Consider the following 20,381-nt stretch of genomic DNA (forward strand, 5'->3'; position numbering starts at 1 on the left):
TTGATGGCTTTTTATTGAATCACTCGTTGGTTCATATAGACATTAATGACCGAACCAGACTGCATGATTTCATTAATTCTTTTTTGAATTTGATCCTCAATTTGCCGAATACCATCTGATCCGCGGAAATCACTTTCCTTTAAATCTGAGAGTTCCTGAATGATGATATTTTCCACTTGAAAGTCTCTTTTTTGAATCTCATTTCTAGCCCTTTCACTATCCATTTCAATGACAAATTGAGTACGAATGACATTATTAGATAAGAGATTCGTCGTAATTTGATCTGTTTCATACGAAACTTTTAATATATCATCAATCGTTCTTTCTTGTTCCTGTGCACTAGTCTCCTGAAAAAAATGGGTATATAGAACAAGGGTTAAAACCCCAAGGAGTGACATGGCAACAAGAATGATTAACATAATACTGAGGAGGCGATTTTTTTTCACTTTTTCTCACCCTCCTGTGTATTCCATTGCCCCTTTATTTGAATGGAGGTGAGGCCGACCTGCTGATAAAAGGATTGTACCTTTACTGCCACATCATCTTCTGATTCCTTTACAACAAGCTTTTTACCATTTGTTAATGTAATGGTTGTGTCAGGAAATGCTTGTATTTGTTCGATATATAACGCATTTAAAGTAAACGTCTGATTGTTTAGTCTTGTTAATTGAATCATATCTAAGTGTGGCTACACCCTTCTAAATGCCGTAGCCCTCCCCCCCCTTTTTTTAATAAATGGGTTGGCTTAGTGATTTCCACTAAGCCGTTTATAACTTGACACTGCTAATTAATTTGTTGAAACGGAATTTATACTATTATCGTTTTAAGTTAACAAGTTCTTGAAGGATCTCGTCAGAAGTAGTAATGATTCGCGTATTTGCCTGAAACCCCCGTTGGGAAACTATCATTTCTGTAAATTCCTCTGACAGATCCACATTTGACATCTCTAACGCCGCCCCAGTTAAGGAACCCCTTCCCCCATCTCCAGGAAAACCTACTTGTGGCATCCCGGAGTTATTCGAAACTCGGTACGTATTGTCACCTGATTTCGTTAGTCCACCTGGATTATTGAAGGTAGCAAGGGCAAGTTGTCCTAAGAGACGGACCTCTCCATTCGAGAAAACGCCATTAATCTCTCCCGTACTAGATATATTAAAACTTTCCAGTGTTCCATCAATATTTCCGTTCACCTGGTAAATATCCACATTAGAGTTACGGTCGTATTGTGTAATTTGTGAAAGGTTGAGATTAAAAGTAACATTATTAATATTTGGATCATTAAACTGTAATGTTAACGTCGTATTGTCATTCGCAAGATTCCCACTTGTGAATGTTAACGTTCCATTCGTTCCCCCAGTAACTTCTGCACTGTCAGAAGAGATAGTATAGGACCATTCGTTGTTATTGTCCTTCGTAAACGTAACTTCCATAAGGTGAGGTCTTCCAATTTCATCAACCACATAAAATTCCACTCTTCTTGATTCACCTGTTGCCAATTCCGAGTCCAAATTTCCACGAATAAGAGCCTCAGTAGTAGCTTGTGGAGGCATTGTCATTCCTGCTGATATTGCAAGATTACCTATACCACCAGCCTCATTAATATTCCCATTTGCACCTACTCCGTACCCTTGAACAAACATTCCATTTGCCGTCACTAAATTACCGGCCTGATCGAGGTAGAAATTTCCAGCTCTAGTATAATTGGATTGATTTCCATCATTTACGATAAAGAATCCATCTCCAGTAATACCAATATCTAAATCTCTTCCTGTTGTTTGAAGAGAACCTTGTGTTTGTATCGTATCAATCGATGCTAACGTACTTCCAAGCCCCATTTGAATTGGGTTTGTTCCCCCTCGATTTTCTGTCGGGGTACTTGCACCAGAAAGTTGTTGACTGACGAGATCTTGGAATGTTACTCGCCCCTTTTTATAACCAAAGGTATTAACATTCGCAATATTATTTCCGATAACATCCAGTTTTGTCTGGAAGTTTCGCATTCCGCCTATTCCAGAGTACATGGCACGTAACATATTAAAAACTCCTCTCCGATCATTAGTTGCTGTATCCTTCATTCAACAGCATACGGCTTCCTTTCGGTCCAGCCGTTTTTTAATCCATTAAAATAGCCCCATTTATATTTGTAAATAACTGTGCCTGAGCTTCTTCCCGGTCCATTGCTGTAATAACAGTTTTATTTTTGGCACTGATTACCAGGGCAGCATTATGGGTAATAACGAGGGAATCGTTAACTCCTTTTCGGCTAGCTTCCACCACTTTTTCCTGTATTCGTTCCCAGGTTTCAGAACTGATATGAATACCCCGCTCTTGCAATCTTTTTTCTGCATGCTTGGATACTTTTATTCCTGTTGCACTCTCCATTGTCTTCTGTAATACAGATTCAAATGTTGAAGAAGTTACATTACCTGGTTTTACTTTTGGTGCAGCGGGTTTTATAGGGCCGTGCTGCAGGTGATGGGGCATAATTTTATAACTCATTATCCACACCTCCATCTTTCTTCACTACAAATTGGGGTTCGTAACTGATTGAACATCTTTAACTGAAATCGTATACGTATTATCAATTAATAGCTCAGCCAATCCATTTTTGAATTTCACAGTTGTGACAACGCCTTCCATTTTCTCTTTCCGAAGTACACCATCATCCCCCATCTTTTCCCGTTCCCAAGAAACCTCTTTCCCGATTAGTTCACTATGTGAGATGAAATGGGATTGCTGTTGTTGATCAATAAATTTTTGCAAGTTCGTATTCATGTTTGTCATTTGCTCTAATGCTGTGAATTGAGCCATTTGTGCAATAAATTCCTTATCTTCCATTGGATTAAGGGGGTCCTGATTTTGTAGTTGAGTAATGAGAATCCTAAGAAAAGCGTCCTTATCTAAATCCCCTGTATTCCTTTGTTGCTGTCGCATCTGGTAGTCTGAAAGATACAGGCTGTTTGTAATTGAGTTTGTCACTAATTTCACCTTCTTTAAACTTCCAGATTAATAGTTTCTTGTAAAAAATCGAAAAAGGCATCGTCTTCTTCCTTTTCTGTTTGTTGTTCATGTGGGGGTTTTTGCGATTGTTGTTGTTGACCCCGTTGTTCCCCTTGTTGATCTCTAAGGGTGTTTTGCTGTGTCTGTTGTTGAGTTACCTCGATTCGATCCACTTGAAGTTGCTGAGTTTGAAAAGCTTGTCTTAACTGATTCATTTGACCTTCAAGCAGTTCCCTGGCAACAGTGGTGGTTGTCATCATTTTCGCTACTATGACCCCATTCACTTGTTGAATTGTTATATCTAACCGCCCAAGGGACTGAGGATGTAGTTTGATACTTAATTGCTTTATCCCATTACTTAACTGCTGAAATTGACTACGGTCTAATGCCTGTTGAAATTGACGAAAAATTTGTTGTTCCGAGACTTTATCTCCACGATTTCCACTATGGAGAAAAAGTTGCTGTACCTTGGACATATGGGAATTACTATGATCCATTGAGAAAAAGATAGGTTTTTCAGTGCTTTTTTGACGACTTTTTTCTAGACCCCCGAGTAAATTGTTCAAACTGCTTTTTCTATTGAACATATTTTGCAATTGGTCCAGTTGACTTACAGTTTGACGATTTCCTTCCACAGGTATCGGCTCTTTTAAATAGTGAATAACTTGTTCCATTAAAGGACGAAACATCGTCCTGTCTCCCTCAACGACATTAATGAAAAATGTCTGTTGGACTAAGGGTTCTAAAACGGTGATCATTTGCGATATCTCTGTTAAATCAAATTTGGAACTATCGTTTTCCTCCATAACCGTAAATGCACTTATTAATGCAAGGAGATGAAGAGGATCTTCCTTTGAACCGATAGATGTAACGAACTCTTCTAAATCCTCACCTCGATCCAATAATCCAGTCAATTCCTCCACATACTTTAGAAAAGTAGTATAGATCTCATTGCTTTCTAAGTCTTCGTTCCATAGGTGATAGAGTTCGTTTTCCAACAAAAGTTCTTGAAGCTTCTCCTGTAGTTCCTCTCCACCACTATTCTCAGTTTGTATTGGTGCAAGTTTAGACTGTGTATCAGCATTGTTGGAATACAAACCATCTAAAATCTTTAAGAAGGAAGTGTCTTTTTCCCCCTCAGAATGATGACCTTCTCCGTTTGGATTCCAGTTTGGCTGTACCATTTGTGACAAAAATACATTAATCGCCCCACTCATTTTTATCTCACCCCCTTTCAATAATCTAATACTAATTTGATAATTTACTTATTAATTCCGCGGCTTTTCCAGGATCAACCCTGCTTAATATTTGCGCACGTGAATCCAACTTCATGATCCTTAAGTACATTACTGCCTCATCTTCAGCCATCTCACTTACAATTAGTGCTGCTTTCGATGCGGTCATTGTTTCTAAAGTTCTCACCACATCACTCAACTCTGCACGGTTTTCTTCAGTAGTGGTTTCCTGGTCCTGTTCCGTTTCTTCGGTATTTAATAATTGTTGGACTTGTGCTTCTAAATCAGTAATTAACTCTTCTTTTTGTTGAATTTGCTGCTCTAACTGATTTATTGTTGATAAAAAGTTAGCATTTTCGTCTTGTAATTGAGTTATTGTCTCTTCGTATTCGATGGGGTCAAGAGTTACCTCCTCTGTATCTTCCACAAATGGCAAGAAGGTAACAGTCTTTTTCAATGTTTCCCCAACATTCACATCAAAAAAGTTCAAAAACGCAACTGCTAGGATAATTGCAAATATAGCGGGTATGATGATTAACATGAAAAATACTTGCCATTTACTTTGAACTTCGTCTTTACTCATTCTTTCACCCTATTCACCGGTTCAAATATTGTTGGACTGATACTTCATCGAGAAATTTGTTTTCCAGTTGCTTTTGATTCCATTCGAATTGCTCGTGTTTTTTTTCTTTGATTTTTTCAAACTTCTTTACGTCAACAGCAGATGCCATTAAGTGAAGGTGACTTTCGTTCATGGCACTCCTTGCCATTTGTGTCGATTGTTGTAATCTGTCAATCTGGAGTTCCAAAAAACGTACGTTTTCCTGAGTTTGCTGTATTTCAGATATGGGCACACCATTCGAAATCTTTCTCTCATAGATTTCCAGGAGATCTTCCTTTTTCTTTAAATGATTGTATAGTTCCGTTGCCACATCTTCGAATTTTTTTAAAGCCTCCCTATATACCAATTGGTCTTCTGTTTTTTGGTGCTCTTTCACTTCTAAGACCTTTTGGAGTGTAAATTGAAACGTCATCACATTACCCCCTTGGAAATTCTGAGATTAATTGATTCATCACATCTTCATAGGTAACTTTTTCGTTAACTTCCTGCTTTAAAAATTCGATGATTGATGGATAACGCATGATTGCTTCATCCACAACTTTATTAGTCCCCCGTTTATAAGCTCCAATGTTGATCAAATCTTCCGTATCGTGGTAACTGGCCAGTAACGTTCTTAGGTGGTCTGCAGCATTCCGGTGTTCGTCTGAAACAATCTCATTCATAATTCGACTGATACTCGTTAATACATTTATGGCTGGAAATTGTCCTTTATTAGCTAGTTTCCTGTCTAGTACTAAGTGCCCGTCTAATATTCCCCGAACTGTGTCCGATATGGGTTCATTCATATCGTCCCCATCAACAAGTACTGTATAAAAAGCAGTGATGCTGCCAAACTCATTTGTCCCGCTTCGTTCTAGTAATCTTGGTAAAAGGGCAAATACTGATGGGGTATAACCTTTCGTTGTAGGGGGTTCCCCTGTCGCTAAACCAATTTCACGTTGTGCCATTGCAACTCTAGTAACAGAATCCATCATTAACGTGACATTCAACCCCTGGTTCCTAAAAAATTCTGCAATTGCCGTAGCAGTCATTGCTCCTTTTATTCTCATGAGTGCAGGCTGGTCGGATGTTGCTACGATAACAATAGAATTTTGTAATCCATCGACCCCTAGGTCCCTTTCAACAAAATCCCTAACCTCACGTCCCCGTTCACCAATAAGAGCGATAACGTTAATATCTGCATCCGAGTTTTTCGCAATCATTGCCATTAGCGTACTTTTTCCAACACCACTTCCTGCAAAAATCCCCACACGCTGTCCTTTCCCAACTGTAAATAATCCATCGATTGCCCTAACCCCTAAACTCATTGGTTCAGTTATCCTTGGTCGTGATAAAGGATTTGGTGGTGGATTATCTGTGGGAAAAGCAATTCTTCCATTTTCCATCTCCGCCTCATCCAATGATCTTCCTAACCCATCTACCACTTTCCCAATTAAACTTGTTCCGATTTTTATTTGAAGAGGTTTATTTGTTCCTTCTACTAAGCTGCCAGGTGCAATTTCCTGAATAGTATCAAATGGCATTAATAAAACATTTTCATCACGGAAACCCACCACTTCCACCATCACTTTCCGAAAGGTGGGCGAGCCTACATGAATATAACAAATCTCACCTATGGATACTTTTGGGCCTTTGGATTCAATCATTAATCCTACGACTTGGGTCACCTTTCCATAATGGACAAAGGACTTGATGGAATGGACTTCCTGTATTAATTGACTAAGCTTCATAGTGTTGACCTTCTTTAAGTTTTTCATAAAGAATACGTTTTATTTCTTTTAACTGACTGTCTACACTTGCCTCCACTTGACCAAATGGTGTCTCGATGATGCATGCATTTTCCTTCAGAGAATGATCAGGGAATATATAGAGAGCATTTGTATGTAAAGCCAGCTGCTTCAATTCATGCTGGTGCTGACTTGTGATTTCGTATTGTTTTGGATGAACAAGAATTTTCACCTCTTCGTGTCCCCTCACTTCCTCAACCGCTTCCTTCAGGAGGTGTAGCCACGCTTGTGGATTCTCTTCTAGTGTTTTCCCGATTATTTTCTCTGCAAGTTCAACTGCTAAATCCAACATGATTGTCTCTGATTCTTCGATACGTTTATAATAGTCTTCCTTCGCTTTCGTAATGATTTGTTGTGATTCTTTAATGTTAGCCTCATACTCCAGTTTTCCTTGCAATAAACCGTCATTATACCCATTTTGTTGCCCCTGTTGCTCTGCCTCCCTGAAAACTCTTTCCCTTTCCCCTTCTAGTTGTAATTGAGATGCTTCCAACTCCTCTTTCCAAACTTTAATTTGTTGTTTCGCATCTTCCATCATCTGATTGGCCTGTTTCTCCGTTTCTTTCAATACCCTTTCTTGTTCTAAATAGTGACCTTCATGGCCTGGTATGGAAGATTTGTTATTATAATTATCTTGTTCCATAGGCAATGTGAGTGTCCTTATTTTAATTGTTTTAGAATCCACTTGTTTATTGTTTGTATGCGATTTAATCACTTTAGACAATGATATCATCCCCTCCACCTCGGGCAATGACAATTTCACCGGCATCTTCCAACCTTCGTATTACCCCTACGATACGAGTTTGTGCTTCTTCCACATCCCGAAGTCGAACTGGACCCATAAACTCCATCTCTTCCTTAAAGGTTTCTGCCATCCGTTGTGACATATTACTAAACACAGTTTCTTTCACTTCTTCACTTGCCACTTTAAGAGCTAATTGAAGGTCCTCATTTTCAACATCACGGATCACACGTTGAATCGAACGGTTGTCAAGGGTGACGATGTCTTCAAATACAAACATCCGTTTTTTAATTTCCTCCGCCAATTCAGGATCTTGGATTTCCAGAGCATCTAAAATCGTTCGTTCTGTACTACGATCTACACTATTCAACACTTCTACCACCGATTCTATTCCACCGGCCTGAGTATAGTCCTGAGTAACTGTGGCGGATAATTTCCGTTCCAGAATGTTTTCCACTTCATTTACGATTTCCGGTGAAGTACTATCCATTAATGCAATTCGTCTTGCCACATCCGCTTGAACCCCTTGAGGAAGTGATGACAGAATTTGTCCCGCCTGTTCACTGTCTAAATACGATAAAATGAGAGCAATCGTTTGTGGATGCTCATTCTGAATGAAATTTAAGATCTGTGTGGGATCTGCCTTTCGTGCAAAATCAAAAGGTCTCACTTGTAGAGTGGATGTAAGGCGATTGATTATTTCCATCGCTTCCTCTTGACCTAACGCCTTTTCCAATACATTTTTTGCGTATCCAATTCCACCTTGAGTAATGTAGTCTTGTGCAATCGCTAACTGGTGAAATTGTTGTAAAACTTCATCTTTCGTTTCGTTATCGACCTTTCGGACCCCAGAAATCTCTAGTGTTAACTTTTCAATTTCCTCTTCCGTTAAATGTTTATAAATTCTTGCAGATATATCCGGACCTAAAGATATGAGTAATATTGCAGCTTTCTCTTTTCCTGTTAATTGCTTTTTTTTCGCCACTACTCTTCCCCCTAGTCCTCTGATAGCCAAGTTCGTATTAGTTTAGAAAACTCGTCTGGTTTCTCCCGCGCCAGTTTTTCAAGTTGCATTCGACGTGCCCTCTCCTCTGAATTCCTTTCTTCAATGGGAGGCATTTCAAATTCCGATGGTTCTTCCGTCTCTTCCTCTTCCGTCTCCTCCACTTTTTTACTTCTTCGGAATAAGAGGAACAGTAATACTATAATAAAGAGGACAAGGGCACCTACGATAAAGTACCATGAAGGAATGCCTGTTGGAGGCTCTTCTAGATTCACTTTACCGAAAAATGGTTGAGATGATACAAAAATACGGTCCTGAAAATCTTGTTGCTCCCAACCGTCTGTATATTCCATGTCAATGGATGTTCTAACTATTTGACTAAGTATTTGCTGTATATCATTAATTCTTTCAAAAGGGAGTGATTGAGGATCATCAGGATCAGGTGGTTCCACCATCACCTGAATACCAATATCTCTAATCTTATATGGACTTTCCACAATCTCTCTCTGAATCCGATTAAAATCATTATTTATTCTTTCTTCTATTCGTTCGTAATCCCCTGCATTCCCAGTAGCCCCTCCCGGATAACCTGGCACGTCATCTTCACCAGTTCCAGGAATTCCACCTTCTGGAACATCATCACCGGTGTAGGTCTCTGTAATCCTTTCAACACTCACTGCTATTCCAGACATATTTTCTTCATCAACAGGTGTTACAAGTTGCTCTTGACGATTCTCTTGTGTAAAATCTAGATCTGTTGTTACAGAGACGAGTACTTTATCAGGCCCCATCATCGTTCCAAGCATCTGTTGTAGTTGTCTTTGAATGTCCCTTTCAATCTCCCGTTGAATATTACGCTGCTGTTCATAGACTGTGAGAGATGAGTTTATTCCTGATGGATCATCATTTAATTCTAAAAACTGCCCCAATTGATCCATTATCACGATATTTTCAACCGGTAAATTAGGGACACTTTTAGAAACTAGATGATAAAGCGCCCTTACTTGACTTTGGTCCAATCTGTATCCAGTTTCCATATTCACTAATACAGATGCCGTTGCCTGATCCTGATCATCAGTGACCCAAAAACTTCCTTCCGGAATCGTTATCATCACTTGTGCGGCTCTTACACCTGTAATATTACGAATAAGATCCTCTATGTTTGATTGCAGTGCTGCCCTCTCTAATAGATTAAACTCATTATCAGTAGTACCGAATCCCATATTATCTCTGAATGTTCCATAGTCGATTCTGCCACTGTTAGGAACCCCTTCAGCAGCAAGGTTGACTTTCAGTTCATTTACACTGTTTTCTGGTACTAAAATCGTTGTACCATTATCAACAATTTCAGATGGAACTCCCCTGGCATCTAATATCCCTTTTATCTCACCAGTTTCCTGTAACGTTAGATTGGAATATAGGGGGACATAGTTTGTCCTAGAACCAAACCACAACACCGTTAAGAGTAGTAATAATATGAAGACGAAAGAAAAAATGAGTAGACGTTGTTGTTTTTTGGTCTTACCCTGCCAAAATTCGATTGTAGTGTTTTTTAAGTCATTCATTTTTTCGTTCATGGTTCCTCCAAATAGTGCAACGATAGTTTATTAGGTGCTCATTGATTGATGTATTCATTTCTGAAGAAGGCAAATGTCATTACCCAGACAAATCATTTGATAAAAAAAATAAATTTTTTTCTAAAACTTTTAATTAATTTACCGATAATAGTGATTGTAAAGATATTCATAGAATGAAGAAAAGCGCAAGCGCCTAAGGTTACGAGCGTAGGGCAGTGCCTCTTCCTCTACAAGCATCGCTCTGTTGTTTATCCGTCCATCGGGCAAAACGCCACGTCCTGTGGCATGCCCGATATTAGGACGTCCTGTCCGTTCATCGGGCAAAACGCCACGTCCTGTGGCATGCCCGATATTAGGACGTCCTGTCCGTTGAGGCAACTAGAAGTAAACGCTCGTCGCTGAGCTTGATATAAAAAAGATAACTCATCCTTATCTTTACAAAACAATAATATTAAACTTGCATTCTCATGACTTCCTGATAGGCTTCTACAACTTTATTTCGAACTTCTACAGTTGTTTGGAGTGTAATACTGGCCTTTTGAGCAGTTATCATTACATCATGTAAATCAATATCTTCTCCACGGACCAATTTCTCTGTCATTTTCTGTGAATCTAATTGTTTCTGGTTCACATTTGTAATCGCTTCATTTAACATCTGTTTAAAAGATGTTTGAGCCTCATGGGAACTAATTTTATTTCCTTCGGTGTTTACAGGTTTCATAATCGATTGCAAATTTTGTAGATTATTGATTTCCATTTTATTCACTCCTTAAATGAACATTAATTATCGGCCAATTTCCAATGCTTTTAAAAGCATATTTTTATGTGCATCAAAGGTGGTTACGTTCGCTTCATAGGAACGAGTTGTACCCATCAAATCAATCATTTCCTTTAAAGGATCAACGTTCGGCAATAATACATAACCATCATCATTTGCATCTGGATGTTCAGGTTGGTAGGCTAATTTATACGGTGTTTGATCTTCCACAATGTTTCTGATTTTTACACCTTGACTTGACTCTGAACTTCTTCCCATTGCCTTATCTAACTGTGTGGCAAAGGATGAACTATTAGGCTCCATAACAACCATCTTTCGTCGGTACGGTTCCCATTGTCCGTCTACCATTCTTCCTCTCGTAGTATCTGCGTTTGCCATATTCGCCGAGATAACATCCATCCTTAATCTTTGTGCTGTAAGGGCTGATGCAGTAATGTTCATTCCATGAAATATTGTCACTTCCCTTTACCTCCCTTGCCCTAATACGGTTCGGATACTATTAAATCTGCCATTCAAACGATCAATCAGTGTATTATAATAGATTTGATTTTTGGCAAGATCAGCCATTTCCATATCAATATCAACATTGTTTCCATTGTTATTCATCTGAGTATCTTTCCGTTCAACTACACGGGCTCCATCTGCTCGGGAATTCCCTCCAAATGGAAAATGACGCTTGTCTGTAAGATGGGCGTCCATTCTTTGTCTATCCATGGCTTGATTTAATTCATGAGTAAACACTGTTTTCTTCGCTTTGTAATTGGGTGTGTCAGCATTGGCTATGTTATTTGCAATGGTCTTTTGTCTTGTCATTGCAGACGACATGGCAGTTTGTAATAACGAATTTGTGGAATTGTTTACTAAGTTCAAAAGGACTACCTCCTTAGCAAAATCATGATTACGTACTCTGATTTATTCCCATAATATTAAAAATAACAGCGGAATCTAGTTATTTCTACAAAATGTGAGTAAAACTGCTACTAGGTGTATTTTATATTAATCTAATAGTTAATGTCTAACAGTCTTGAAAATTTAACTATGTCAATACAAAAGACCTATCTATAATTATGAATATAGTCATAATAACGAAAAAAAAGAAGGCATGTAAGCACTAGCTTAAAATACCTTCTCCATCACTATTTTTACTAATTCCTATTTTCATCGGACATTAATTTTTTAACTTATCCAATTCCATAAGGAATTTGTTATTTAATACTTTAATATACGTCCCTTTCATTCCTAAGGATCGGGATTCAATGACTCCAGCACTCTCTAACTTTCTAAGGGCATTTACAATTACTGATCGTGTAATTCCCACCCTATCTGCAATTTTACTTGCCACAAGGAGACCTTCATTTCCCTCAAGCTCTTCAAAAATATGTTCCACAGCTTCTAATTCACTGTAAGATAACGAACTGATTGCCATTTGAACAACTGCTTTACTTCTTGCTTCCTGTTCAATCTCTTCTGTTTTCTCATGAAGAATCTCCATTCCAACCACTGTTGCACCATACTCTCCAAGCAGTAAATCGTCATTGTCAAAAGAGCGTTCAAGCCTTGCTAAGATTAAAGTTCCTAATCGTTGACCACCACCTGAGATCGGTACTACAGTTGTTAAGCCATTAGCAAACAGATCTTTATTTTCCACAGGGAAAGCTGTAAATTCACTGTTAATATCTAAGTTAGAGGATGTTTCATCTAATTTGAATAAACCTTGAGTATACTCTTCCGGAAACTGGCGCTCTTCTAACATTTGCTTCATACGTTGATTTTCAATTTCCTGTTTAATGGAATAACCCAACAATTTCCCACGTCGGCTGACGATAAAAACATTAGCCTCAATCACATCCCTTAAAGTTACTGCCATATCTTTAAAGTTGACTGATTGACCACCACTTTTTTGTAATAAATCATTAATTTTTCTTGTTTTTGATAGTAAATCCATTCCTTCTCCTCCTAAATTATAAAATGTACTGACTGAGATCTCGATTTTTCACTACGTCTTGTAGTTTTTCCTCGACATACTCCTTTGTTATAACTATTTCTTCCATGGTTATTTCAGATGCTTCGTATGATAGATCTTCAAGTAGTTTCTCTAAAATGGTATGGAGTCTTCTTGCGCCAATGTTTTCTGTTTCTTCATTCACTTCAGCCGCAATTTTTGCAATGGTACGAATAGCATCGTCAGAAAATTTCAATTTTATTCCTTCTGTTTCTAATAAAGCCTGATATTGTTTGGTTAGAGCATTATTTGGATCCACTAAGATACGGATGAAATCTTCTTCCGTCAAACTGGATAATTCAACACGAATTGGAAAACGTCCTTGTAATTCCGGAATTAAGTCAGAAGGTTTCGAAAAATGAAACGCCCCTGCTGCTACGAATAAAACATGATCTGTTTTAACCGGTCCATATTTTGTAATAACTGTCGAACCTTCCACAATCGGAAGGATATCCCTTTGGACCCCTTCTCTAGAAACATCTGCTGACTGTTGCTGCTTTTTACCAGCTACCTTATCAATCTCGTCAATAAAAATGATTCCCAATTGTTCCGCTTTTGAAACGGCATCTTGTGTTACTTCATCCATATCGATTAATTTTTGAGCTTCATCCACCGTTAAGACATTTCTGGCTTCCCTCACCGTTAATTTTCGGCGTTTTTTCCGTTTAGGCATCATGTTACCAAGCATTTCCTGCATATTCATACCCATTTGGTCCATTCCTGCCCCTTGAAACATATCAAGGAAGTTTGACTGCTGCTCGTCAACCTCAATCGTGACATAATGGTCTTCAAGCTCCCCCATCGCTAATTGATGAGCGATACGCTTTCGGTGGTCCCGTATCGATTCCTCTTCCTTTGTCTCTTCCTGCTCTTCTGTATCGCCTTGTGAGCCTTGAAACAACATTTCAAGGGGATTACGGTAATTCGTTTCCTTTTTCTTCGTAGGGACTAAGAGGGCAACTAAACGTTGATTGGCATTTTCCTCTGCTTGAGACTTTACTTTAACCATTTTTTCTTCTTTCACAAGTCTGATGGAGGTCTCCACCAGGTCTCGAACCATGGATTCCACATCTCTGCCTACATATCCAACTTCTGTAAACTTAGTTGCTTCCACTTTAACAAATGGCGCACCAACCAATTTTGCCAAACGCCTTGCAATTTCTGTTTTTCCCACACCAGTAGGACCTATCATCAAAATATTCTTCGGAGTAATTTCCTCACGAATACTTTCCTCTAGCTGACTTCTTCGATAGCGGTTTCTAAGGGCAACAGCCACAGACTTCTTAGCTTTGTCTTGCCCAACAATGTATTGGTCTAACTTTTCTACTATTTGTCGTGGTGTTAATTTCTCACTCATTTTTTTTCCTCCCTTGTTCTATCTAGGTAAGGTTCTTTACTCATGTAACTCTTCCACAATAATCTCTTCATTCGTATAGACACAAATATCCGCTGCTGTTTTTAAAGCTTCATAGGCAATTTCTTTTGCTGTTAACTGGTTCGCATGCTTTTTTAACGCTCTACCTGCAGCTAAAGCGTAGTTACCTCCAGAACCGATGGCTAGTATCCCATCATCCGGTTCGATAACTTCCCCGGTTCCAGCAATTAAATAGAGATTTGACTGGTCCATAACGATTAACATCGCTTCCAGTTTCCTTAACATCCGGTCACTTCGCCATTCCTTGGCTAGTTCCACTGCAGCCCGTTGTAAATTCCCGCCAAATTCCTCCAGTTTTTCTTCGAACTTATCGTATAAAGTAAAGGCGTCTGCTACAGATCCTGCAAAACCTGCCACCACTTTTCCACGATATAGTTTTCTTACTTTCTTAGCAGTGTGTTTCATCACAACTGCATTCCCAAATGTAACTTGACCATCTCCTGCCATTGCACATTTCCCTTGATGTTTCACTGCAAAAATAGTGGTTCCACGAATTTGTTCCATGGGTAATTCCTCCTATCAACTTTAAGCCCTAGGGTGAAATGATCGATAAACCTCTCTTATCCGGTCTTTCGTAACGTTGGAATAGATTTGTGTGGAAGCAAGGTTACGAAGGCCCAGCAGTTCTTGTACAGTTCTTAAATCTGCCCCCTTCTCTAACATATGGGTAGCAAATGTATGTCTTATGACATGTGGACTGATATTTGTATGTATGGAGGCACTTTCCATCAATTTATTCAAGATTACTCGTACTCCCCTATCGGTGAGCCTTCCACCTCGGTAGTTAAGAAACATAGCTTTTTCTTGGGAGCGATGATATCTTGAAATGATTTCAGGTCTTCCATGTTCTAAATAAAATTGTAATGCGTCATTGGCAGCTTTTCCAATCGGTAAATACCGTTCCCTTATTCCTCTTCCAGTTATTCTAATCGTTCCAATCTCATCATCATAATCACTTATGTTCAACCCTACACATTCACTAACACGAATGCCCGTGGCATAAAGTAATTCAAGAATAGACCGATTTCGTTTATCAAGGGGGGAAGGTCCCCCTGCTGCATGAAAAAGGTTTGTTAATTCATGCTCTAATAAAGTCGTTGGAGTACTCACTTCCACTTTAGGAACTTTTAACAGTTGAAAGGGGTTATAACTTACTTCTCCCTTTCCTACTAGGAATTGATAAAAGGTCCTTAGAGAAGATACCTTTCTGGTAATGGTGGAATCTGATAATCCAAGATATGTAAGCTCTGTCACATAATTTCGCGCATCGAACTGGGTGATCTCGAGAGGGGAAATCCCTTGATACCATTGAAAAAGTTCTTCAATATCAGACCGATAATTCGTTAAAGTATATTCAGAGGCACGTTTTTGCACCTGTAAATATTCAATGAACTGTTTTAGGCAAGTATTAACCATTATTCCTACACCTTTTCATTTTTAAAAGCTACTAAATCGTATCACAATTTAGTAGCTCTTTCAATAAAGTTTACAATTTTTTCACAAAATTCTGAATTGTTCCCAAGGCCCGTTCAGCATGCTGTTCATTCCGTTCCTTTTTATTTCTGATTCTTGTTTCAAACGGCGGAAGTAACCCGAAGTTTGCGTTCATTGGCTGAAAGTTATCCGGATTGGCAGTTGTAATGTATTGTGCCATTGAGCCTATCACTGTTTCTTCAGGAAACGCTACAGGAACTTGGCCATCCACAAATCTTGCTGCATTTATTCCTGCCACTAAACCGGCAGCAGCAGATTCCACATAACCTTCCACTCCAGTCATTTGCCCTGCGAAAAATAAGTCATCTCGGCCTTTATATTGATAGGTAGGCTCGAGGAGGTTGGGGGAATTAATAAAGGTATTTCGGTGCATTACCCCATAACGGACGATTTCTGCATTTTCCAGACCTGGAATTAACTGAAGTACATCCTTCTGTGGCCCCCACTTCAAGTGTGTTTGAAATCCTACAATATTATATAATGTACCAGAACTATTGTCCTGACGCAATTGAACTACTGCAAATGGGCGTTTACCTGTTTTCGGATCCTCTAAGCCAACAGGTTTTAAAGGGCCAAAAAGCATTGTTTTCCTTCCTCGCTTTGCCATTACTTCAATTGGCATACACCCTTCAAAAAACATTTCCTTTTCAAACTCTTTCACAGGAACCGTCTCTGCTTCAATCAGTGCATTGTAAAAACGGTCAAACTCCTCTTCGTTCATAGGGCAGTTTAAATATGCCGCTTCTCCCTTGTCATAACGGGACTTTAAATATACTTTGTCACGGTCGATGGAATCTGCTTCAATAATAGGCGCTGCAGCATCGTAGAAATATAAATACTCTTCTCCAGTCAACGCCTTTAGTTCCATAGAAAGAGTATCGGATGTCAATGGGCCAGTTGAAATGATTGTGGGACCCTCTGGAATGGATGTAACTTCTTCTCCAAAAACAGTTACGAGTTCATGATTTTTAACACGCTCTGTAACGAGTGCTGCAAATTCATGACGATCAACTGCTAATGCCCCTCCAGCAGGAACCGAACAATCGTCTGCAGATCTGATAATGACTGAATCAAGTATTCGCATCTCTTCCTTCAATACTCCCACTGCGTTCGAAAGTGTATTTGCCCTTAGGGAGTTACTGCATACTAATTCAGCAAATTTATCTGTGTGATGTGCAGGAGTCTGTTTAACTGGTCTCATTTCATATAGATGGACGGGTATACCTCTTTTGGCAAGCTGCCACGCCGCTTCACTGCCTGCTAGTCCCGCACCTATCACATTAACATGTTGTTTCAATGGTAAATCCTCCAATTAGAAAAGTGCAAGCGCCCTAATCAAAGTTCAGAGCGTTGCACTGAAATTTAAATATGATCATTAAGGAATATACATGAATCTACAGAAAAGCGCAAGTAAGACGAATAGGAATGTAATGTATCGTTAGTTTTGATCCTCCCGATAATCACATTTCACACATTGAACGTTTGTGCCCTTTTTCGATTTTTTCTCCACAAGCATACTATCACATTTCGGGCAAGTTCTCGCAATCGGTTTATCCCATGACAAGAATTCACAATCAGGGTACCGGTCACAGCCGTAAAAGATTCGTCGTTTTTTACTTCGTCTCTCAACGATATTCCCTTCTTTACACTCTGGACATTTTACACCAATCTCTTTAATAATAGCTTTTGTATTTCGGCATTCCGGGAAATTAGAGCATGCCATAAATTTACCGAACCTACCCATTTTATAGACCATTTCATGTCCACATTTTTCGCAATCTTCCCCTGCAGGTTCATCTTTTATTTCCACTTCTTCCATTTCTTCCTCAGCTATTTTTAAACGTTTTTCAAATCCTGTGTAAAACTGGTCAATAACTTTTACCCAGTTTTCTTCCCCTTCTTCCACAGAATCCAAGTCCGTTTCCATTTTTGCAGTGAAGTCCACGTTTAAAATTTCAGGGAAAAACTCTTCTATTAATTCTAATACAATTTCCCCTAATTCAGTGGGTACAAACCGCTTCTCTTCTAAGGCGACGTAGCCCCGTCGTTGAATTGTATCCAGTGTGGGAGCATAAGTGGACGGTCGGCCTATTCCAAGTTCCTCCATCGTCTTCACGAGGCGTGCCTCAGTATATCGCGGAGGAGGCTGCGTGAAATGTTGATTTGGATTAATCTCTTCTGCTTTCACCGATTCCCCTTCACTCATTTCCGGAAGGAGACGGTCTTCCTCTTTTTTCCCATCGTCATTGCCTTCAATGTAAACTTTCATAAAACCAGGGAACTTTAGCTTTGACCCAGTGGCACGGAATGTCACACCGTTATTTACAAGATCCACAGACATAGTATCTAAAATAGCAGGAGCCATCTGACTTGCCACTAATCTTTCCCAGATAAGTTTGTACAATCGGAGCTGATCTCTGCTAAGATATGATTTTACAGTCTTTGGATCCAAAGTAACGGATGTTGGGCGAATAGCTTCATGGGCATCTTGTGTTTTTGCCCCTTGCTTTGTTTTTGTTTCTTCTTTACTTAAGTATTCTTTTCCGTAATTGGATTCAATATATTCTGCTACTTCCCCTTTAGCAGTATCTGAAATTCGGGTGGAGTCCGTTCTCATGTATGTGATAAGACCAACTGTTCCCTCTTTCCCTATATCAATCCCTTCATACAGTTGTTGTGCAAGCATCATTGTTTTCTTAGCGCGAAAATTAAGTTTACGTGCTGCTTCCTGCTGCAAGGAAGATGTGGTAAAGGGAACTACAGGATTTCTCTTTCTTTCCCGCTTCTTCACTTGCTCTATTGTAAATGAATCCCCGGTAAGTTTTTTTAGTACTTCATCCACATCTTCTTTAGATTTCAACTCTACTTTATCGCCATCAATTGAGGTGAATTTTGCCTCAAATTTCTCGCCATCTTTTAATACGTTTGCCTCAATTGTCCAGTATTCTTCTGGTACGAACGCTTTGATTTCTTTTTCCCGATCGATAATCATTTTTACTGCAACAGATTGAACACGCCCTGCACTTAACCCTTTTTTCACTTTCTTCCATAGTAATGGGCTTATATTATACCCTACTAAACGGTCCAGTACGCGTCTTGCCTGCTGAGCATCCACTAAGTTCATGTCAATGGTCCGAGGTGTTTTAAAGGAATCTTTTATCGCCTGTTTTGTTATTTCATTAAAAACAACTCGACATTCTGAACCTTCATCAATATTTAAACTGTGTGCCAAATGCCATGCAATTGCTTCCCCTTCACGATCGGGGTCAGCTGCAAGGTAGATACGTTTTGCTTTTTTAGCTGCTGCCTTTAATTCTTTCAGAATCGGTCCCTTACCACGAATTGTAATATACTTAGGGTTATATCCTTCTTCCACATCAACACCCATTTGACTTTTTGGCAAATCAATTACATGTCCCATTGATGCTTTTACAGTATATTTTTTTCCTAAATATTTTCCAATAGTCTTCGCTTTAGCGGGAGATTCCACGATCACTAAGTAATCGGACATATCCAAGCTCCTCCCCCTTCAGAGGTTAATTAAATCTTCCCTATTATTAACCACTAAATTAGGATTTGTCAAACATGAAATGAGAAATTATAGAAATAGTACCATGAATATACTCACTCACATCAAGGTTTTTAGGGAAAAAAATAATTTGAATTTTTTGAATGATAGAACTGATCTCTCTTAATGTTTTTCACGGTTATGACAGGAAATATTCTTCCATAATATCATTTGGATGTAATATCATTTTTGCCCCTTCTTGAATCAGCAGGTTTGTTCCTTTGGATTCCTTGTTAGAAATTCTTCCTGGCAATGCAAAAACTTCTCTATTTTGTTGTAGAGCCAAATCACCCGTAATTAAAGAACCACTTTTTTCTGTCGCTTCCACCACAAATGTGGCTTTCGACAATCCGCTGATAAGTCTGTTTCTTTCTGGAAACTGCCATTTTTGTGGTCGGATATATGGAGGGTATTCTGTGAGGAGAAGGTGATTTTGTCTTATCATATGAAATAATTCTTCATTTGACTTTGGATAAATGGAATATAATCCGTACGCTAATACTGCTATCGTTGATCCTCCATGAGCAATTGACAATTCATGCGCCATTTTGTCGATCCCTAAAGCTAAGCCACTCACAATGACAATATTCTTTTTTATTATTGGCAGTAAAATCTGCTCTAATTCGGGTTTTATATATTCGCTTGGATGTCGTGTCCCTACCACACTTAGATAATTGGGATGATTAAGTAGTTGTTTGTTTCCTTGAAAATATAGGACATAAGGGGGGTCGAAGATGGCTTTTAATAAAGGAGGATAGTCATTGTCGAAAATTGTAAGAAATTTTATTCCACGTTTATCATATTCCATCAACAGTTTTTCACAATTCACTTGATCTAATAATTTTTTAAATGTCTCCGCCTGCTTTTTTGAGAACCTGCAGTGATTTATTAAATCCCATATAGTCATGGAATACGGGGCTTTTAAAGTGGGGTCAAAACGATATAAGTTAAATACAGTTCGATAATTACCATAACAGCAATAATGAATGTGAAGAAGTCGACTTTTGAAGTTATTCACGGAGATTCATCCTTTCATTTGAGGGTGTTTTTTGGAAGGGGATGTGAAGTGACTTTTGAGAATAAAATCCAGAAGACAAGCTAAACCATGTCCCACACCAAAAGGCGGTTGGGGACATGG

General features: G+C 38.9%; 23 protein-coding genes. All 23 read right to left on the reverse strand.

Going from position 1 to position 20,381, the window contains the following annotated elements; genetic code table 11:
• Positions 1-11 precede the first annotated feature (11 nt).
• Complete coding sequence (gene fliL / locus KS419_RS22640; RefSeq protein WP_217069190.1) at positions 12-446, reverse strand: flagellar basal body-associated protein FliL; 435 nt, start codon at positions 444-446, stop codon at positions 12-14.
• Entirely contained in the window at positions 443-676 is a 234-nt protein-coding gene (locus KS419_RS22645) for a flagellar FlbD family protein (protein ID WP_217069192.1), read from the reverse strand. Before KS419_RS22645 ends, fliL begins: the two co-directional genes overlap by 4 nt.
• 139 nt (positions 677-815) lie before the next feature.
• On the reverse strand, positions 816-2,033 hold the full coding sequence (locus KS419_RS22650; RefSeq protein WP_217069194.1) for a flagellar hook protein FlgE: 1,218 nt from the start codon (positions 2,031-2,033) through the stop codon (positions 816-818).
• Positions 2,034-2,112: 79 nt separating this feature from the next.
• Positions 2,113-2,499, reverse strand: coding sequence for a TIGR02530 family flagellar biosynthesis protein (locus tag KS419_RS22655; RefSeq protein WP_217069196.1), 387 nt, complete (start codon positions 2,497-2,499; stop codon positions 2,113-2,115).
• A 24-nt stretch (positions 2,500-2,523) separates the two neighbouring features.
• Positions 2,524-2,979: a flagellar hook assembly protein FlgD gene (gene flgD / locus KS419_RS22660; protein ID WP_217069198.1), complete on the reverse strand. Its 456-nt coding sequence runs from the start codon at positions 2,977-2,979 to the stop codon at positions 2,524-2,526.
• A gap of 14 nt (positions 2,980-2,993) precedes the next feature.
• Positions 2,994-4,217 (reverse strand): flagellar hook-length control protein FliK, encoded by a 1,224-nt coding sequence (locus tag KS419_RS22665; RefSeq protein WP_217069200.1) that lies wholly within the window; start codon positions 4,215-4,217, stop codon positions 2,994-2,996.
• A gap of 31 nt (positions 4,218-4,248) precedes the next feature.
• Positions 4,249-4,818, reverse strand: a complete 570-nt coding sequence (locus KS419_RS22670; protein ID WP_217069202.1) for a MotE family protein — start codon at positions 4,816-4,818, stop codon at positions 4,249-4,251.
• 13 nt (positions 4,819-4,831) lie between these two features.
• Positions 4,832-5,269 carry a flagellar export protein FliJ gene (gene fliJ, locus KS419_RS22675; protein WP_217069203.1) on the reverse strand — a complete coding sequence of 146 codons (438 nt, stop codon included), beginning with the start codon at positions 5,267-5,269 and terminating at the stop codon, positions 4,832-4,834.
• A gap of 4 nt (positions 5,270-5,273) precedes the next feature.
• Positions 5,274-6,587: a flagellar protein export ATPase FliI gene (fliI, locus tag KS419_RS22680; protein WP_217069205.1), complete on the reverse strand. Its 1,314-nt coding sequence runs from the start codon at positions 6,585-6,587 to the stop codon at positions 5,274-5,276.
• Positions 6,577-7,359 (reverse strand): flagellar assembly protein FliH, encoded by a 783-nt coding sequence (fliH, locus tag KS419_RS22685; RefSeq protein ID WP_343215110.1) that lies wholly within the window; start codon positions 7,357-7,359, stop codon positions 6,577-6,579. The genes fliI and fliH overlap by 11 nt, the downstream gene beginning before the upstream one ends.
• A 1-nt stretch (position 7,360) precedes the next feature.
• Positions 7,361-8,371: a flagellar motor switch protein FliG gene (fliG, locus tag KS419_RS22690; protein WP_217069209.1), complete on the reverse strand. Its 1,011-nt coding sequence runs from the start codon at positions 8,369-8,371 to the stop codon at positions 7,361-7,363.
• Between the two features lie 11 nt (positions 8,372-8,382).
• Positions 8,383-9,966, reverse strand: coding sequence for a flagellar basal-body MS-ring/collar protein FliF (fliF, locus tag KS419_RS22695; protein ID WP_217069211.1), 1,584 nt, complete (start codon positions 9,964-9,966; stop codon positions 8,383-8,385).
• Positions 9,967-10,104: 138 nt separating this feature from the next.
• Positions 10,105-10,344 carry a hypothetical protein gene (locus KS419_RS22700; protein WP_217069213.1) on the reverse strand — a complete coding sequence of 80 codons (240 nt, stop codon included), beginning with the start codon at positions 10,342-10,344 and terminating at the stop codon, positions 10,105-10,107.
• Between the two features lie 73 nt (positions 10,345-10,417).
• Entirely contained in the window at positions 10,418-10,723 is a 306-nt protein-coding gene (gene fliE / locus KS419_RS22705; RefSeq protein ID WP_217069215.1) for a flagellar hook-basal body complex protein FliE, read from the reverse strand.
• A gap of 27 nt (positions 10,724-10,750) precedes the next feature.
• Complete coding sequence (flgC, locus tag KS419_RS22710) at positions 10,751-11,203, reverse strand: flagellar basal body rod protein FlgC (protein ID WP_217069217.1); 453 nt, start codon at positions 11,201-11,203, stop codon at positions 10,751-10,753.
• Positions 11,204-11,209: 6 nt separating this feature from the next.
• On the reverse strand, positions 11,210-11,614 hold the full coding sequence (gene flgB / locus KS419_RS22715; RefSeq protein WP_217069219.1) for a flagellar basal body rod protein FlgB: 405 nt from the start codon (positions 11,612-11,614) through the stop codon (positions 11,210-11,212).
• 298 nt (positions 11,615-11,912) lie between these two features.
• Positions 11,913-12,689 carry a GTP-sensing pleiotropic transcriptional regulator CodY gene (codY, locus tag KS419_RS22720; RefSeq protein ID WP_217069222.1) on the reverse strand — a complete coding sequence of 259 codons (777 nt, stop codon included), beginning with the start codon at positions 12,687-12,689 and terminating at the stop codon, positions 11,913-11,915.
• 16 nt (positions 12,690-12,705) lie between these two features.
• Positions 12,706-14,103, reverse strand: coding sequence for an ATP-dependent protease ATPase subunit HslU (gene hslU, locus KS419_RS22725; RefSeq protein WP_217069223.1), 1,398 nt, complete (start codon positions 14,101-14,103; stop codon positions 12,706-12,708).
• A 36-nt stretch (positions 14,104-14,139) separates the two neighbouring features.
• The gene (gene hslV / locus KS419_RS22730; RefSeq protein ID WP_217069224.1) at positions 14,140-14,685 is read right to left on the reverse strand and encodes an ATP-dependent protease subunit HslV; all 546 of its coding nucleotides are present in this window, start codon (positions 14,683-14,685) and stop codon (positions 14,140-14,142) included.
• Positions 14,686-14,706: 21 nt separating this feature from the next.
• Positions 14,707-15,597 carry a tyrosine recombinase XerC gene (locus KS419_RS22735; protein ID WP_217069226.1) on the reverse strand — a complete coding sequence of 297 codons (891 nt, stop codon included), beginning with the start codon at positions 15,595-15,597 and terminating at the stop codon, positions 14,707-14,709.
• A 70-nt stretch (positions 15,598-15,667) separates the two neighbouring features.
• Entirely contained in the window at positions 15,668-16,972 is a 1,305-nt protein-coding gene (trmFO, locus tag KS419_RS22740) for an FADH(2)-oxidizing methylenetetrahydrofolate--tRNA-(uracil(54)-C(5))-methyltransferase TrmFO (protein WP_217069228.1), read from the reverse strand.
• Positions 16,973-17,113: 141 nt separating this feature from the next.
• Complete coding sequence (gene topA / locus KS419_RS22745) at positions 17,114-19,186, reverse strand: type I DNA topoisomerase (RefSeq protein WP_217069229.1); 2,073 nt, start codon at positions 19,184-19,186, stop codon at positions 17,114-17,116.
• A 196-nt stretch (positions 19,187-19,382) separates the two neighbouring features.
• The gene (dprA, locus tag KS419_RS22750; protein WP_343215109.1) at positions 19,383-20,261 is read right to left on the reverse strand and encodes a DNA-processing protein DprA; all 879 of its coding nucleotides are present in this window, start codon (positions 20,259-20,261) and stop codon (positions 19,383-19,385) included.
• Positions 20,262-20,381: the final 120 nt, after the last annotated feature.

This window comes from Evansella tamaricis, assembly GCF_019042215.1.
GTDB lineage: Bacteria > Bacillota > Bacilli > Bacillales > Salisediminibacteriaceae > Evansella > Evansella tamaricis.

Bases quoted from the DNA above. Each gene is read 5' to 3' on its own strand.
- codY (WP_217069222.1), bottom strand. From the start codon at position 12,689: ATGGATTTACTATCAAAAACAAGAAAAATTAATGATTTATTACAAAAA.
- fliE (WP_217069215.1), bottom strand. From the start codon at position 10,723: ATGGAAATCAATAATCTACAAAATTTGCAATCGATTATGAAACCTGTA.
- hslV (WP_217069224.1), bottom strand. From the start codon at position 14,685: ATGGAACAAATTCGTGGAACCACTATTTTTGCAGTGAAACATCAAGGG.
- KS419_RS22665 (WP_217069200.1), bottom strand. From the start codon at position 4,217: ATGAGTGGGGCGATTAATGTATTTTTGTCACAAATGGTACAGCCAAAC.
- KS419_RS22650 (WP_217069194.1), bottom strand. From the start codon at position 2,033: ATGTTACGTGCCATGTACTCTGGAATAGGCGGAATGCGAAACTTCCAG.
- topA (WP_217069229.1), bottom strand. From the start codon at position 19,186: ATGTCCGATTACTTAGTGATCGTGGAATCTCCCGCTAAAGCGAAGACT.
- hslU (WP_217069223.1), bottom strand. From the start codon at position 14,103: ATGAGTGAGAAATTAACACCACGACAAATAGTAGAAAAGTTAGACCAA.
- KS419_RS22645 (WP_217069192.1), bottom strand. From the start codon at position 676: ATGATTCAATTAACAAGACTAAACAATCAGACGTTTACTTTAAATGCG.
- KS419_RS22670 (WP_217069202.1), bottom strand. From the start codon at position 4,818: ATGAGTAAAGACGAAGTTCAAAGTAAATGGCAAGTATTTTTCATGTTA.
- KS419_RS22735 (WP_217069226.1), bottom strand. From the start codon at position 15,597: ATGGTTAATACTTGCCTAAAACAGTTCATTGAATATTTACAGGTGCAA.
- fliF (WP_217069211.1), bottom strand. From the start codon at position 9,966: ATGAACGAAAAAATGAATGACTTAAAAAACACTACAATCGAATTTTGG.
- fliI (WP_217069205.1), bottom strand. From the start codon at position 6,587: ATGAAGCTTAGTCAATTAATACAGGAAGTCCATTCCATCAAGTCCTTT.
- fliJ (WP_217069203.1), bottom strand. From the start codon at position 5,269: ATGACGTTTCAATTTACACTCCAAAAGGTCTTAGAAGTGAAAGAGCAC.
- KS419_RS22655 (WP_217069196.1), bottom strand. From the start codon at position 2,499: ATGAGTTATAAAATTATGCCCCATCACCTGCAGCACGGCCCTATAAAA.